The 16,572-nt window shown below is 41.5% G+C and carries 11 protein-coding genes and 2 pseudogenes; 9 read left to right on the forward strand and 4 right to left on the reverse strand.

What is annotated here, in order from left to right; all coding sequences use genetic code 11:
- The 4 genes and pseudogenes from R7P64_RS15785 to R7P64_RS15800 form a co-directional block, all read left to right on the forward strand.
- Positions 1–804, forward strand: a complete 804-nt coding sequence (locus tag R7P64_RS15785) for an undecaprenyl-diphosphate phosphatase (protein ID WP_039428124.1) — start codon at positions 1–3, stop codon at positions 802–804.
- Positions 805–816: 12 nt separating this feature from the next.
- Positions 817–1,785 (forward strand): calcium/sodium antiporter, encoded by a 969-nt coding sequence (locus R7P64_RS15790; RefSeq protein ID WP_039428122.1) that lies wholly within the window; start codon positions 817–819, stop codon positions 1,783–1,785.
- A gap of 81 nt (positions 1,786–1,866) precedes the next feature.
- Complete coding sequence (locus R7P64_RS15795; RefSeq protein WP_104965929.1) at positions 1,867–2,706, forward strand: mechanosensitive ion channel family protein; 840 nt, start codon at positions 1,867–1,869, stop codon at positions 2,704–2,706.
- Positions 2,707–2,869: 163 nt separating this feature from the next.
- Positions 2,870–3,349, forward strand: a pseudogene (locus tag R7P64_RS15800) (DUF4118 domain-containing protein); the annotation flags it as partial.
- Positions 3,350–3,717: 368 nt separating this feature from the next.
- On the opposite strand, the gene R7P64_RS15805 reads toward R7P64_RS15800, so the two are convergent.
- Complete coding sequence (locus R7P64_RS15805) at positions 3,718–5,007, reverse strand: nucleotidyltransferase (RefSeq protein WP_213899633.1); 1,290 nt, start codon at positions 5,005–5,007, stop codon at positions 3,718–3,720.
- Positions 4,997–5,701 carry a S24 family peptidase gene (locus R7P64_RS15810; protein WP_025767122.1) on the reverse strand — a complete coding sequence of 235 codons (705 nt, stop codon included), beginning with the start codon at positions 5,699–5,701 and terminating at the stop codon, positions 4,997–4,999. The genes R7P64_RS15805 and R7P64_RS15810 overlap by 11 nt, the downstream gene beginning before the upstream one ends.
- A gap of 269 nt (positions 5,702–5,970) precedes the next feature.
- Between R7P64_RS15810 and R7P64_RS15815 the strand changes: the two genes are divergently transcribed.
- A complete protein-coding gene (locus tag R7P64_RS15815) occupies positions 5,971–6,999 on the forward strand; it encodes a DUF4238 domain-containing protein (RefSeq protein ID WP_176043453.1) in 1,029 nt (342 codons plus the stop codon).
- A 146-nt stretch (positions 7,000–7,145) separates the two neighbouring features.
- On the opposite strand, the gene R7P64_RS15820 is transcribed toward R7P64_RS15815, so the two are convergent.
- Positions 7,146–7,601: a hypothetical protein gene (locus R7P64_RS15820; RefSeq protein ID WP_025767120.1), complete on the reverse strand. Its 456-nt coding sequence runs from the start codon at positions 7,599–7,601 to the stop codon at positions 7,146–7,148.
- Between the two features lie 342 nt (positions 7,602–7,943).
- Here R7P64_RS15820 and R7P64_RS15825 point away from each other — a divergent pair.
- The 3 genes and pseudogenes from R7P64_RS15825 to R7P64_RS15835 all read left to right on the forward strand — a co-directional run bounded on the left by R7P64_RS15825 (position 7,944) and on the right by R7P64_RS15835 (position 9,934).
- Positions 7,944–8,861 (forward strand): annotated as a pseudogene (locus R7P64_RS15825) (hypothetical protein).
- Positions 8,851–9,282 carry a hypothetical protein gene (locus tag R7P64_RS15830; protein WP_077284305.1) on the forward strand — a complete coding sequence of 144 codons (432 nt, stop codon included), beginning with the start codon at positions 8,851–8,853 and terminating at the stop codon, positions 9,280–9,282. Before R7P64_RS15825 ends, R7P64_RS15830 begins: the two are co-directional and overlap by 11 nt.
- A 235-nt stretch (positions 9,283–9,517) precedes the next feature.
- Positions 9,518–9,934, forward strand: a complete 417-nt coding sequence (locus R7P64_RS15835) for a hypothetical protein (RefSeq protein ID WP_213899632.1) — start codon at positions 9,518–9,520, stop codon at positions 9,932–9,934.
- Between the two features lie 212 nt (positions 9,935–10,146).
- Here R7P64_RS15835 and R7P64_RS15840 read toward each other — a convergent pair whose 3' ends face one another.
- A complete protein-coding gene (locus tag R7P64_RS15840) occupies positions 10,147–11,451 on the reverse strand; it encodes an FRG domain-containing protein (protein ID WP_213899631.1) in 1,305 nt (434 codons plus the stop codon).
- A 334-nt stretch (positions 11,452–11,785) separates the two neighbouring features.
- Here R7P64_RS15840 and R7P64_RS15845 point away from each other — a divergent pair, with 334 nt between their 5' ends.
- Positions 11,786–16,237, forward strand: a complete 4,452-nt coding sequence (locus tag R7P64_RS15845) for a hypothetical protein (RefSeq protein WP_318123688.1) — start codon at positions 11,786–11,788, stop codon at positions 16,235–16,237.
- The last annotated feature ends 335 nt before the right edge of the window (positions 16,238–16,572 follow it).

A 16,572-nucleotide genomic window follows, 5' to 3' on the forward strand; every position in this document is an offset into this window, starting at 1 on the left:
GTGGATGCATGGTACGCTTTGTTTTTAGGGATAGTGCAAGGAATTACCGAGTTTCTCCCCATTTCTAGCTCTGCTCATTTGATCTTAATGCCGACCTTCCTTGGTGTAGTCGATCAGGGAGTTAGCTTCGATCTCGCCACTCATATCGGTACGCTGCTCGCCGTGCTCGTCTACTTTCGACGAGATATTGCTCTATTGATCACTGAATGGGGTAAATCGATCACTCAACGTCAATATTCCTCCGCCAACAGTCGCTTAGCCTGGGCGATTTTGTGGGGAACCTTTCCTGCGGCATTAGCTGGGTTATTTCTTCTTGACTTAATCGATGACCAGCTTCGCTCTGTTATGGTTATTCTGTTTACAACCGTAGCTTATGGCGTGATGCTGGGTTTAGCCGATATCTTTGGTCGAAAAGTTAGAGAGTTAGAATCTCTCGGTTGGAGAGATGTACTGATTGTCGGGTGTGCGCAAGCATTAGCCTTAATCCCTGGCACCTCTCGTTCAGGTGTAACCATCACCGCAGCATTGATACTAGGATTTAATCGACAAGCAGCTTCTCGCCTGTCCTTTTTGCTTGCAATACCGATTACTGCTCTCGCGGCAGCAGCCAAAATCGCTGAAGTAGCGATGGATAGTTCGGTAACCGTAGATTGGCTGGCACTTTTAATTGGTAGCGTTACCTCTTTTCTCACCGCAATACTTGCGATCCACTACTTCCTCAAATTCCTGAATCAATTTGGGATGATGCCTTATGTCATCTACCGATTAATTTTGGCCGTTATTCTATACTTTTACGTTATTTAATAGGGATTAAACATGCTATTAGCTTCACTCGCGATTATCGCTGGCTTTGCACTGCTTGTCTGGAGTGCAGATAAATTTGTTGAAGGCGCAGCCGCTAGTGCCAACTACGCAGGAATGCCACCTTTATTGATTGGTATGTTGGTCGTCGGATTCGGTACATCTGCACCTGAAATGGTGGTTTCGGCTATGGCGGCTATGGATGGCAACCCTGCTCTGGCGCTCGGAAATGCTGTCGGTTCGAACATTGTCAACATTACCTTAATACTCGGTGTAACCGCGATCATTGCACCGATTGCTGTACATTCAAGCATCATCCGTAAAGAACTTCCCATCCTTTTGGTCGTCACGCTTGTCATTGGCGCAATGCTGTGGAATCACCATATCAGCACATTAGAAGCCTGGGCGTTGATTGGTGGATTCATGCTTTTGATTGGTTGGTCAATCTGGAGCGCATTACGCTCAAAGGGAGACCACTTAGAACAAGAGATGGACGACGAACTATCTAGCCAAAGTATGTCACTGAAGTCATCCATTTTCTGGCTGATTACAGGGTTAGTGTTACTGATTATCAGCTCGCGTATTTTGGTGTGGGGAGCGGTGGAAATCGCACAACAACTCGGTGTCAGCGATTTATTGATTGGCCTAACTATTGTTGCCTTAGGAACGTCCTTACCCGAATTAGCAGCATCCATCGTGGCAGCTCGTAAAGGCGAGCATGATATAGCTGTGGGTAATGTGGTCGGCTCAAATATGTTTAACTCCTTAGCCGTCATCGGTATTGCTGGTACCATTGAACCTATTGCCAATATTGGTGCTGAAGTCTTCTGGCGTGACTGGACATCGATGCTTTTTGTCACGGGATTACTGCTGTTGACCGCCGCTCGTTTTGGCAAATCACAGACGATTTCTCGCAGTGAAGGCGCTGTTCTGTTGTTGTGTTATTTGGGGTACAATGGTTATCTCATCTATGGAGCGCTGTAATAGACAAATACTGAACGGTGAACTTATTGATTCACGTAGTAACCATTATCAATCCGTACAAAAAGAGATAGAGGAGTAACCATGGAACATATCGCTGGTTTTTACGATACTCATCAGGCACTCATTATGCAGATCTTGCAAAATGCGCTCTTGACGATTTTTATTTTTATCTTGGCTTCTGTGGTATCCAAGCTCGTCAAGCGCGGGGTATTTAAAGCAACAGAGAAAGTCAGCGGTGGGGATGAAATTATCGCTCGCTTGCTTTCTCAAGTCGCGTCTTATGCGGTTTATTTAGTCGCGTTGGTCATTGTTCTAGACCTCTTTGGTGTGAATACTGCCAGCTTGGTTGCCTTAGTCGGTGCAGCGGGTTTAGCGATTGGCCTAGCTCTGAAAGACACACTGAGTAACATTGCCGCAGGTATCATGATTTTATTTCTGAAGCCAATCAAAAAAGGCGAGTTCGTCGAATTCGGAAGCTACTCTGGTAGCGTGGTCGATATTGGTCTATTCACTTCTGTGTTCGAGACAGCGGACGGTCTCTACATCTCTAGTCCGAACAGTGCGGTTTGGAATTCAACCATTCGTAATTTTAGCCGAAACAACAAACGTCGTATGGATATCACGGTTGGCATCTCTTACCAAGATTCAGTAGAAATCGGATTGAATGTGCTTAAAGAGTTGGCGTTGTCCCAGCCACATATCCTTAAAGATCCTGAGCCTCAAGTGATTGTTCACATGCTGGCCGATAGTTCAGTGAACCTCCAACTTCGCGCCTGGTGTCCGACGGACAAATACTGGGAAACCTATTGGGCGGTGCAGAAGCAAGTGAAACCGAATATCGAAGCGGCGGGGCTAACCATCCCTTTCCCGCAGAGAGATCTGAACATGAAGTGGGTTGATGAAGGCTCTGCAAAACCTTAACCAATACATAAGTCGAGGAAGTTATGATGCTGTTTGTGACTTCCTCTGATTGGATATAACGCCTCTAGATTTCGCCATTTTTTTACGCTTTTTTTACGCGAACCCTGACTGCGCATCTGATAGAGTCGCTGTTAAGATTTTCTTTCAAATGACTTATATGGCAATGAGTTGGCTACAGAAGCGTTATCTCTTATCGGCATCGGTGTTTGTTCTTGCACTTGTCGTATCTTTAGGACTTGATCACTGGTTAGGCTCAACCATTGCGGTGTTGCTGATACTCCAGCTTTCTATCGTTGTGATTGCCCTTCAATGTCACTCACAAATAGCTTATGTGGCTGCGATTGCCGAAGCCGTCAGTTTTAACTTCCTCTTTACCACGCCTCGATATTCGCTTCAGATGTTCCACTTAGATGACATCATCAACTTACTTGTTTTTATTGTGGTTGCCTTTACTACCAGTCAGCTCGCTGAGCGATATCGACGCCAACAAAATGCGCTAGAACAAGTTCAACTGCGCCACCAAATTTTGCTTTCCGTATCTCATGATTTGAGAACCCCGCTCGCGGGGATTATCGGTAATCTCACCACTTTCAAAGAATATCAGACGCAACTTCAAGCGAAAGAAAAGGATGAACTGCTCGACTAATCTGCTCCAGCCAGACTGGACACTTCACTAAGCGGCTTTTCGATACATAAAGTTATTCATGAATTACTAATTTAGTAAAATCACTGGCAAACTTCTGTCCAGAAACGTGTTTAAATGGGACCGCTCAATCTGTGGATGCTCAAGACAACCATTATGATACTTTATTACTAAGTTGTAGCGTGACTCAGACTTTGTAGTAGGAATTAGTATGAAACTTTATTCCTCTCCTATAGCAATATAAACAATCTGTCAGATTTTTCAGATTTTTCAGATTTTTCAGATTTTTCAGATTTTTCAGATTTTATCTCCCTCAGGAGACCAAACTGACAGATTGCATTCTCACTAATTCACACAACCCAATACATTCAAATACACTTAACCTCAAGTAGCTCATTAAAATCGCTGAAATAATTCTCCAGCTCTAGCAACTTTACATTCCCTGGTCGCTCTGAGTACCGCTTTGTACGTGCTCCAAATTCTATTGTCCCTTTCCCAAAGCGCGAATTAATGCAGTCGATTGCTTTGCTTAATTTATGGTTATTAACCTCTGGTTCAAATAGATCTGCTTGCTTGTGTTCTGCGTCGATTAAACTAGTAAGGCCAACTCCAACCTTATAAATGCGCGTTTTTGTCGGTTGAGTAGGAATAAGGTCACCCTGAATAGCTCTCAAAGTCTTTAGACCTACAGAGGTATCGCATACACCGTAACTGAAGTGTATGCTCCGGCTAGCCTTAAACTGCTCCTGAGGATCGTCATGTATGGATGTGGACACAAATGCTGTTATAGCCAGGGCTTCTGATTTTTGCGCTCGTAATTTAAAAAATGCCTCTGCAAGGTGAAGAGATAATTCCGACATTATGGACTCCCTTGATTGTAAACGGTCCCGGTATGAGCTGGTGGACCAAATTCGTTGCTTCTTAGGTCGTGTGTCGTTCCAATTGTAGACAGGTGTGGCATTTAACTCATGGATCGTGTTGGCGACGGAAATCGAAAAGGCTTTTTGCATTTTTTTAGGATCTTGGCGAGCTAAATCTAACGCGCTATAAATGCCCATATGAGAAAAGTGTTTAGATAGCTTCCTGCCTACGTTCCAAACCTCTGAAACAGGTACCTTTTCTAATGTCTGAATCAAATTGTCTTTACTAATGACAAATACACCGTTACTACCCTGAAGTTTTTTGGCTGCAAACGAAGCCAGTTTTGAAAGAGTTAAACTAGGACCAATCCCGACTCCTGTAGGAACACCCGTTGTTTTCCAAATGTGTTCACGCCAACGCCAAGCTTCGCGTTCCAGGTCAATGCCATTCTTCAGTAGCTCCGTAGTCTCCACCCAAGATTCATCGACGCTGTAATGAAAAATGGGTAGCCCCTCGGAAACATCTATAAGTGATTGCTTAAAGTTCCTAGATATCTGCCCTAAGGTATTAAAATTACACTTAAATATTGCGCCATGATGCATGGCAACTTTAGAGTCGATTTCCCAAATAGGAGAGAACTTGGGTATCCCAAATTCCTTTATATTTGCTCCGGCAATACTAATACCTTGGCCTGCTGACACGAGTACTGGTTTCCCTTTTAAACCAGGATGAAATTGAGCACTACTGTGCGCATAAAATCCTGTTCCGTCTATTAGTGCGAATGATTTATCGGCCACGAAGTTCTCTCCGGTAAATTCGGATAGCCATAGAGACACAGCCGTAAATGCGAATTTCGTCACTTGATGATAGATAAACAGATCTGAACTTTGGGTTGTCGCTGTATGCTTTTTTCAGTCTTTTGTTCAACCTCTTACATACCAATTCACCATTTAAAGCCATGATAACGGGATGATCTTCTTTAAATGAGAGGCTGCGGTTAAGGAGTAGCAAATCTCCGTTATCAATGATTGGTAACATAGACTTACCGTTTGCACGCATCAATACACATGTATGTTGTTGCTCAGGAGGTATTAATAACTCATGAAGGTCGAACTCTTTCAATGAGTTATGAATAGGTATCGAATAGCCTTTTCTGTACCAATGAAAACGAGCAGATACAACGCCTTGAACTACAATATCTTCTTGCTTTTGTATCTCTTGAAATGACACAAGAGCGTTTTCGCCAAGGTATTCAACCAAAATACAGTCGTTTGCTTCAGGTTGAAGGCTTGAGTCAACAAGCAGGTAATCGCCATCTGAAATACCGAAGTAAGGTACATCTTGATGAGCAACAGTTAATTTGGTTGCGCTAGGATGATGAACTAGCTGTTTTGACAATGACAGGGATTTACGGACACTCCCGCTTGTTGGGTCTTCAAAGCCTGTTATGCCGCAATTTATTGACTGATCAAATATTTGTAAAACACCCATTTTAAAAACACGTCTGACTGCTGTATGTATATACAGTAATTATATATCCAGCTATGTACTGGTGCAATGTAAGGAAGAGCATGAGCTATTGGGATGGTTAGATGGCCTGGTGCACATCTGTGAACCATAGGTTTTTGAGTATACGATTCATGAGCATGGAGAGACACTGTAATTGCACTATAGATTCGAGTAGTAAGGTATAAGCCCGGTGGTACGGTAAGGTTTTGTAGCACCATAATGCAGCGTTAAAAGAGAAAATGGAGGCTTCATTGAGTGTAAAAAAAGACAATCACTTTTTACCTGAGATGTATCTAAAAAATTGGTGCAACGAGCAGGGTAAGGTATTCCACTATAGGAAAGTTGTTCAACACGAGAATGTGCCATTATGGAAGGACTACTATCCATCAGCGATCGGTTACCATAAATATTTGTATGTAAACACTCAAAACGGTAGCCCAGATGATATATTAGAAAATTGGTTCGATTCTAAGTATGAATTTCCTGCCAGTAAGTCGATTGAGAAAGTAGCTCGCAATGAGAAGCTTACAAGGAATGATTATAAGAAATTAGCTAACTTCGTTGCACTTCAGGACTTACGGACTCCAAAGCGTTACCTAGAGCATTTAGAGCGTTTCAATGAAGTGGCACTTAATGAAGTGGTCAAAGATGTCCTTAAAGAGGTTAAATCAAAAATACCTCCGGGTTATAAGCCTGATGGGAAGGCTCGTTACCATGATAGCTTACCCTTAAGAGTGGAGATCATAGACAATGCTAAGGGTGAGTTTGTAGTAAAAGTTACATCTTTGGTTGGAAGAGCTTCTTGGTTGTGGTCTATAAAACATGTCCTTACCACTGTTGCTGATCAACTACATAGAAACAAGTGGACCATACTCCTTCCTGCTGAGGGGATGAGTTGGTATACGTCAGACAATCCAGTGGTACGGTTAAATTATGAAGATAGCAAAAATTATGATTTTAATGGTGGCTGGGCAAATCCAAACAGTGAGGTCATTTTACCACTGGGACCAAGGCATTTGCTGTATACACAAGTTGGAGTTTCTCCTCCAATTCCAAGAGGTACAAAACTTACGCGAGACCAAACACATAAAATTAACCGAATGATAGTCGAGAATTGCCATAACTGCGTAATATCCCATGAAGAAAGGGGAGGCATCGAGTTGTTGCTCCCTAGGGTTGTAGATAGAGAACAAGTTGAAGCCGAAAGGGAGCATTGGAAAAACTGGCATTTAGCCCACCAAGGCGCAGAATCTGTGTTTTACAGCGATTACTACACTTAGCAAACTGTTTAATAATGGCTCAGGGTGGTACATGGCGTTTGTTAAAGGTGTAGAGGAACTATGTCGGGAAATTAGAGATGAGGGAATAGTTCCGACTACACCATCTACATGCAAGCAATTTAGCTTATAGTTAGCCTAGGGAGATGTTAAATGCCTCCGTATGCCACATCACTTATTTCGTTTAGGTAAGGGGATATAATTTTCTCAGGTGGACTTGTGAATGAGTAATCTCTTAGGATGACTTCTAAGTTCCTTGAAAAATATTCACATTGTGATGAGAAAAGTGCTTTAGGTTCATTGATAAGGTCAAGAGTTAAACTGACTGCTGTATCCATGCTGGTATAACCATTTTTATGGTCTTTGATTAAATTACCAAAGAAATAATTGTCGTGAGGCTGAGCTGCTAAGTTTGAATGGAGTGCATGAAATGCGTTCACAATTGCTGTTATATTTCTTCTATTTGCGAGCTTATCCGGATTAGCTCGATAGTTTTGCTGGGCACGGAATGCAAGTTCATTCAAGTCACGTGAAGCTGAAAACTTTTGGGAACTTAATTGATTTTCTCTTATAAAGATTTTGGTTATAAAGCTGAGAATCTTCATTATTTATAAGTACCTAGTTATAAGTTAATAAAAGGTCTGGAAGCCTTACAATAGACTCTTAGTTTTAATAGTAAAGTTTTGATGCTGTTTCCAGTTCACATTAAAGCAACTCAGTGGTCTGAGATGAATAGTATCGATATCATAAATTACATACCAATTTGGGAACTATTCTTTAAAAGCTTTCTACTTGAGTTCAAGTTGATGTGATTTAGGTTTCAATGTGAACATTTAACTAGCCATAATGGCTTTTCTGGCAGTTAAAGCGTAGATCGGCATTGTTGATAATGATAACGTATTGAAAATATTGATATAATCATATTTTTATAGTGTAAGTATGATCCTATGAGATATGAATCTGCCCCTGTTACCCCAGAAGAAAGCCGGAAACCACAAAAGAGCTCTTCGCTCGTCAGCAACGAGAGCGTAGAGCTGAATTAACTCCTTCAGCAAGCGATGGAAAATCGTGAGAGGGTTCTTAGAGATAGAGAAAAAGCAGGGTTAGGACCTACTTCTCTAGGATTGAATGCTCCTCAGCTTCTCAGTGACTCAATAGGATTACAGTGTTCACTTGGGGATGAAATGGCTAAAAACCACCAGCATGTGTTAATTACAGATTTAGAGGATGCACATAAAATATTACATAACGTTTGGCTGGAGTCTGGTAAGGATGTCGCTGCTATCGCCTTGAGCATTAACACCGTTAAGTCTTGGTTCAATCACACAGAGCCTATGTTTAATGCGATATCAATTGCTAAACAGTTTGGCGATCTAGGCGTTAAAGCTGATTTGGTAGAAAGCCGAGGTAAATTATTTGTCGCATTTTCAGGGACAAACGAGAATGGCAAAGTGCTACGGCATGCGTTTGTCAATGGTACTCGGCTTAATATGAATGGTAAGAAGTACCCTCTAAATTCATTTAAGTCGGTGCAAGCAGGCTTTAGTCCTCAATCTAGAACTGCAAACTTCAAAGGTGCGGGTGCCTTAACCTTTGTGGTGTCCGCTAGTCTAGCCACCAGCGACTTAGTTTTTAAAGACGACTATCACTTAGTGGATTGGTTTGGCAATGTAGGTGCCGATATGTTCAAATTCATGTTGCAAACAGCAGCTGGTGAAGTTCTGTTATTTGCTACGGCAGCTCTGGGAGCTCCCGTAATGGTTGGTGCGCTATTTGTTACAGCAACATATGTCTTAATTGAGGTTGTTTGGGGTGAATACAAAGTTTCTAATCAAGTCGTAAGGATGCTTGAGAATGTCACATAAAACAAGATTACGTTTGGCTGGTATCTTTGTTCTTTTGTTTGGGATAATTTGTTGGGGCTATCCATCTTATGTAGTCTATAGAGACTATCTTGAACTACTGAATAAAGCAGACACTGTTCAGCTATCCGTTCTAACTCTGTGGGTGCCGATTGGATTATTAGGGGCGTTAGGTTGTATTTTTTTTATGGCCCCAAAAGCTATGTTGTGCGGGAAAAAAATCAATGAAATTTACTCTCAAAGTGCAATGCAGCTAGCTAATAAAATCTGTGTTTATTTTGCCTTGGCTGGTGTAGCCTTTGCCGCTGGCTGGACGTATCACTCAATTGATCTCTTACAAAAGTATGGGTATGTATATAGCCGAGATTTAACCAATATCACTCCTACGGGAATACATTTGAAATACGTTAGAGCAACTCATTGACCAAGAACGTCTCTAATCCTCACTAAGAACTCTTCTAACAAGCGTAAGCTTACTACTTACGCTTGGTCTAATTCCTTCCGAGAGCTCCTCAACCTAATCGGCTATCTAGAGCATAGACACGAAACTATGAACCTCTTAGTTGACTGTGGTTGAGTATCGCGCTCATTATGCATAGAAACGAGTACAATTTGGTAACCTTAAGCTTTAAAAAATTGTTTACTAGGAGTGGTACAACATGGATAAAGAACTATCTGGGGTAGAGAAGCTTCGTGATGGGGCCAATTATCTTCGCAAAGTTATCGGTATCAGTACTGAATTTCTTAGCTCAATACAGAAAAGAATGGGGTCTCCCAAAACTCTCTTGGATACTTTTGTAAGAGTATACTTTTCTACCTTTGGTTGTATTTTGATTGGGGTGTATTTCGTGATGATGATATTAAAGCCATGGTTTGATGGTGGTGGAAATTGGTCATATGTCCAAGAAGTTTGGTCTCATTGGCAAACTCTGAATGCAGCAATGATTGCTTTTACAGCAAGCTTATTGGCGGTTTATGCGGCTAAATATCACGAAGAAAAGAATCGAGAGATGTCGGTGGACAACAAAGATCGAAACTCTGACGATAAAGTTCGCCACTTTTACATTAAAGATTGAAACTTTATAAGGAGCAGTGCTTACAGGATAAGCACTGCTCCTTATAAAGGATATTTAATCTCAGAATCGTTTTTGGACAGAATCAATTTAGAGTATTTACTTAATTTAGCAAACCACGAATTACTTCATGTAGGGAAAACTCGATACTCGTGGCGAACTTTAATAAGCCATTACGTAATTGGTAATTTCATGGTCCATGTAAACTATTCCCCTTACAACGTTAAAAGCTCTTCAGCGATGTGCAGTGCAGAAATATTACGATTATGTATATTCTCGTTACCACAGTCGCATTCATATTCATGATATTCCCGTTCCCATAAACCACTCGACTTTCTACGATAGAACCAGCCTGGACTAAATCCAGCATTGGTCATTTCAATACCAGGATGCATAACGACTAATGCGCAAACTTCAAAAAGTTCCGATGAGTGAGAAATTATACCAACCCCTTTTTGATAAATAATGTTATCTCCCACATTAGGATGTTTAACGATTTCATCTATTTCAAATGCTAGGTAGTTATTCCCTTCAAGCTTTTTTTCGATTTTAGGAAAATTCAATGGTGTGTTTGTATCAGCACTTCCGAAAAGAATTAATTCTGATGCAGAAATAATTTCACCACCAGTCAGTAATCCATAGCGAGACTCTAATGAATCGAACATTTCACTTATCGTCTGACCTCGGTAAAAAGCAGTTGTAGGTGAAGCGATTTTTTCAAAACTGTTTTGATATTCTGGCAATTCAAGTGCTCGCTGAAAGACTGGAACCGAAAACTCTGGATCACGGAGCGACTTTATTTCTCGCCACGGCAACTCTAGTAGTGCTTTCAAAATTGGATCTTTTGAAGCTGGCGGAAACAAAGAATCAGTGTTTGTTAAATCGTGTAAGCTTGCATAGTCCCGAAAGATGCTCCTACTCGCTGTAATATGAGCAACAAAACACTCCTTGGGTATCGGTTTCCCTAAAGTCGGTCCTAACAGCCATGCTTTTTGCGCATCTGTTCGGAGAAAAGTTCCACTAAGTGTTAATGTAGACAAATCTACAAGTCCTACTTCTTTTGCGATTGATTTATCAATTATATAAAGATGCCCGTCACCCTCTTCAAAATTATACTGCGCAAACTTCTTGCGCTCCCAGAGAAAGTTTTCACCACAATCTTCACACATATCGATGCCTAGTGACTCAGTGTACTTATGACTAGCAAACCATGCGCTCACGGCTGGGCTGGATGAGCAATCAATATAAAATGATCTCCATCCATAATGCTGTAAAAGTGCTTGTACATAACTAATATCTTTAACATGGTCACCAATAAGGACCTCAAGAACTTTACTGGCATAACTCATCCACTTTACGGCTTCAGAAGGAACGCAAACTCTGCGGTCAAATGAGGCTATAACAGAAGGATGACTAGGCTCACCGTAATGTTCAAGCTGCCCCCTGAAAAGTACCGCCTCGCCATACGTGGCAATTAACTCTTGCAGTTCATGAAGCGTGTTTACTTTTAACTGTTTCACTTTGTCTCCATATACAAAATAATTGGACTTACCGTTTCTGAATCGAGCTACAACTTCGTATCAAACTAAGTACATAATCATCCACTAGAAAAAGTTGGTCAATTTATGACAAAAGAAATTTGTCCTAAATCTTTGGCTGGCAAGCTTTGGGGCATAAACGAGTCAAGACGGTTAGACCTGAGTTTTACTCCTATTAATGAGGTGTAAGTCATTGATTGGATGTTTGAATTACGTCAACAAAGTATTCTAGTTGTTTGATATATTATTCTTTCCTAGTTGTTATCTTTCAAACCCCAATTTCGCAACCTTCCAGACAGGAAAAGGACATACAAACTTGATTGATTTTTCTTCTATAAATGCGTTCAACAAAGGGCCTAGAGAGTCCTTTGAAGATCTAATTTGTGTGCTTGCTCGTCGAGAGAACCCTAAAAATGGTCTTGAATTCCAACCGAATGATGGTTGTGGAGGAGATGGAGGTGTAGAGGCTCTTTGGATTCTAAACAATGGAAGGAAAATTGGTTATCAAGCAAAGTATTTCACTTCGATTGGTGACTCCCAATGGAGTCAAATGGATGAGTCGGTAGAACAAGCGTTAAAGGTACACCCTGAACTTCAAACTTATATTTTCGCAATACCAAAAGACTTAACTCCACCTAGAGGGACGAAAGGTAAATCTCAGCGAGAAAAGTGGGATGAGCGAGTAAATAAGTGGAAAGGTTGGGCAGAAGAAAAGTCAATTGACATTGAATTCGAGCTTTGGTCCGAAACTACTCTAAAAGAAATGCTCCTTCGAAAAGAGAATGCCGCATTGATCAAGTTTTGGTTTGGAGGTGATGTACTAAACGATTCTTGGTTTGAAGACCAAGTTAATACTGCGAAACGAGCGTTAGATGACCGTTTCAATCCTCACGATCACGTAGAAGTCTCGGTTGAATCTTTGTTTGACACCATAGCTCGAGGTCCAAGCACGACTGAGCAGTTGATAGGCGCATTCAATGAGCTTGAGGAATCAAGAGTTCCCACTATAGAGTTCTCTTCAGCAGATCTTGCATCAGATGCCGACACACTTTTAATTGCAAATGAGACATGGCAGGAACTTGTTCAGCTTAAAGGTTCGTTTACACACGACTTAAATGAAGAATGGAACATTGAGGTAGCAACGAGTATTTTAGATCGGCTTCAAGACGCTGTTTGGAAACTTGAAAGACAGTACGCTTCGGTAGATAAAGGTATATTGATAGAGGATGATAAAAGCAAACTTGAAAATGTGCGTATACGTCTCCAAGAGCTTTCATCCTCTTGCTTTTCATTAAGAGAAATTCTAAGAAATTCTAACTTTATAGCAGAGTCATTACGCTGCGCTCTAATTTATGGACCTGCAGGTGCGGGAAAGTCTCATATTCTAGGGCAAGTTGCAGAGCAGCGAACTAGTGCAGGATTACCAACAGTCCTAGTGTTAGGCCAGAGTTTCTCGACGTCAGTATTTTGGGAGCAATTCGGCGGAATTTGTGGTCTAGAGGGTAGAACAGTCGATGATGTTTTGGGCCCCCTGAATACAGCTGGCGAACGTAAAGGTGAGCGGACCATTCTGCTCTTTGACGCAATCAACGAGGGTGTTGGTGCACATTACTGGAAGTGTAATCTCCCGGAAATAGTTAACGCGATTCAAAAATACCCTTACCTATCAGCAGTTTTCTCTTGTCGTGATGAGTATCTTCCTTATGCGGTTCCGGATAGTTTGCTCGAAAAACTTCCTAAATATCGGATAAATGGGTTTTCCACTCCGGAGGAGATGGAACGTGCAGCAATTCGATACCTTGATACCAAAGGCATAGCTCGGCCCAATACACCATGGTTATCGCCAGAATTCAACAATCCATTATTCCTAAAAACGACTAGTGAGGCTTTGCATGCTAAAGGACTTACGGAATTTCCTCGCGGGTTGAACGGAATATCACAAACTATGGCCCTGTATCTCGATGCGTTGAGTTGGCGCACTGGGATACAAACAGCAAACTCAGCTACCATTTCAAATTCCATTAAAAAATGTGTTGTTCAAGTCGCTAGTATGATGGCTATGAATGGTTGCGATTTCATAGAAGTCGAAGATGCGATAGCAATTGCAGACGAGAGCTTTAAGGGTAGAACTGCGCCAGAAGGAAAAACTTGGCTACAGGTGTTAATAGAAACAAGTTTATTCAGACGCGACCCGCCTCCTTATTCGGAATGTTATGATCCCTTTAATCCCCCATCAGAACTAGTGCGCTTCTCATTTCAGAGGTTCCAAGATCACCTCATGGCGACATCCTTGCTTTCGAAAGTGTCTAGGGAACAGTTAAATACGGCTTTCGATGCGGGCTTTCCTCTGAATTTCCTATTTTATGATGGGAAGCCAGACCATGGTCTTCACTATCAATATACAGGATTGATTAGCGCTCTATCCACAATCTACCCAGAGAAACTCGGGGTAGAATTTGCTAAAACTCTACCCGATTGGGAATTACATTGGGAAAGAGAACAGTCACTGCAGGAGAGCTTTGCGGAAAGCTTCAAGTGGAGGAGTGCAGATGCCTTTTCGAATGACTCGCGAGAATTACTGAACCGATTAGATGGCTACAATGTTGAGCCTCTAGGGTTACTCTTGGAAGTTTCAATGACTATTGACCATCCTTTTAACGCTCTTCGCCTTCATGAACGTCTGAAGCAATGGCAAATGCCAGAAAGAGATAGTCATTGGACACGTTGGATTAATTGGGCGTCGCGAGAAGAACTCAATCAAGTTGAAAGAATTGTCTCATGGGCGTTATCAAAGCATAGTCGCACTGCAGATTTAAAACATTTGGAGTTAGCGTCATTAGTTTTGGTATGGTCCTTATCTTCGTCTAACCAGACATTGCGTGACCAAGCGACCAAAGCACTAACGACGCTATTTTTAGTAAACTCAAACATATTTACCTTCCTGCTCGAAAAGTTGCACGATTGCGATGATCCGTATGTTATAGAGCGACTCTATGCAGCAGCCTTTGGAGCTTGTTGCATCGATCAAAGCTCTGAACGTCTAAATGTTTACTCGCATGAAGTCTTCGCCAAAGTTTTTGCAGACAAACAGCCACCGGTAGCACTACTTACTAGAGACTATGCATTGGGGATAATTGAACTTGCAAATAGCAAGCACGCATTGAGTGAAGGTATTAACCTAGAAGACTGCTATCACCCTCTAGGCTCTGAACCTCCAATATTTGGTCTGACTGAAGATGAAGTAGAGAAAATTGCTGAAGAAAGAGGAGGCAAAGAAATATTTAGTTCTGCTTCAAGTGAGTGGGGGGACTATGGGAAATACAGTATCCCAGGTCGTGTGCGAAATTTTTTAACTACTCCCCTTAGTAGTCCAAAACCAGTTTCGAAGAAAGAACTAAAGCGAGTTTTTTTAGAGGAAGTGATACATCCCTTCACTGAGCGCGTCGACGCTCTAGAGGAGTTTGAAAAAGCATCCAGTCCCAATTATTTTCAAGCTATATTTTTTGCTCAACCAGAGAATGAGGCTGTCAAAACGGAAGCTACAGCTCTAGAAGAAGCAATAGTTAATGCTCGCCACCGCTTAGAAAGCTTATTAAGTGAAGACGAGAGGAAAAGACTTTCGTTGGACTACCTTCGTGATGGTGGCTACGAGGAGTTTGATTCGGTTGATATACAACAATGCAGATTATGGATCACTAAAAGAGCCTATGAACTTGGTTGGAACTCAGATCTTTTTCCTAGAGATGGATATGGTACTAGTAACTCAAGACATGAAAATGACCTAGAGCGGATAGGTAAAAAATACCAAAGAATTGCTTTAGACGAAATTCAAGCCCGATTAGCTGACAACTACTGGTTTCTTGAAGGCGGATGGGGAGCTGAAAAGCCGTGTATTTATCGATATAGCCATCATGACTTTCGACGAAATATTGAACCAACTATATTACCTCCCGTAAAACAAGACCTCCACCTTGAAAAATGGATGGTAGAGCCAATTATCGAGCTTCCCGAAGTTACAGAAGAGAATTTGAAGCAGTGGCCTTTTGAAGAAGATCCGACGCTGACGATGATTGAGAAGCTCTCTAGGATTGATGAAAATAATAAGGCGTGGAGTGTGCTGTATGAATTCAATTGTTCTAGCGAAAAATATCAAGGTCGTAGAGTCGGCATGCATGGAATGCGATATGAAGAATTCAGATTCCTTTATTGCGTATTTCTTAAAAAAGGAAGTGTGAGAAAGCTAGCCGAGTTTCTTAGAGAGAATGAAAGTATTGATGTTGACTCTTTTAAACCGAGGGAGTTTACTGACGGTCCGTACCTTCGCGAAGCATATTGGCGCAATACGTGGGAATCTGAAAAGTTTTCAGACTCTCTTTGGAACGGGCCTGAAGAATGTACATTTGCAATACCTACAGTTAACTACCATTGGGAAAGTCATTTAGACAAATCTCTTCCTGATGGTTTTTCGAATTATATGCCACAAAAATGGTTTGCCGATGAACTTGAACTTTCGTTGTCTCAAAGTGAGCCAAGCAAATGGTTAAACATACATGGTGATGTTGTAATACAAGCTCAAGAGCCTTTTGAGCATCAAACTGCAGTAGTTATTGATGATGAAACTCTTCATGACTATGTTAGCAAGTTTGACATAGAACCAATGTGGGTAATGATTGCGGAGCGAAACACGTGGCCTAACGGAAACAATGATGAGTCTTGTTGGCGTCGTTCTGAGGGGATTGTGTGGCGTGAGGGAGGAGCTTGGCAATAAGTCGCTTGGAACAAAGATACAAAACGATAGCCAGACCTAATGCTAAAGACGCCAACTATTACAAGTCAGGTGTATTTCGAACCACAATACTACGACAAAGCCAGTGAGAATTTTCCTTTCACTGGCTTCTGTTTTTAAACGCTCGAACCGACCATCCAGATTAGTTTTCGTAGGGAAAATCTAATTAACAGTATTTGAACGGTTTTTTCTCTAAGAAGGAAAGGGGCAAAAGCTTGCTACAGCAAAAGACAAACTATGACAAAAAGCGTCGAAAAGTTTCGAACTTTATTGTTACTTCTTGCTTTGAGTTGGCCTATTGAGTGAAATTGAGTTTT

Origin of the sequence: Vibrio sp. 2304 (assembly GCF_033339475.1) — a bacterium.
Taxonomy (GTDB): Bacteria; Pseudomonadota; Gammaproteobacteria; order Enterobacterales; family Vibrionaceae; genus Vibrio; species Vibrio alginolyticus.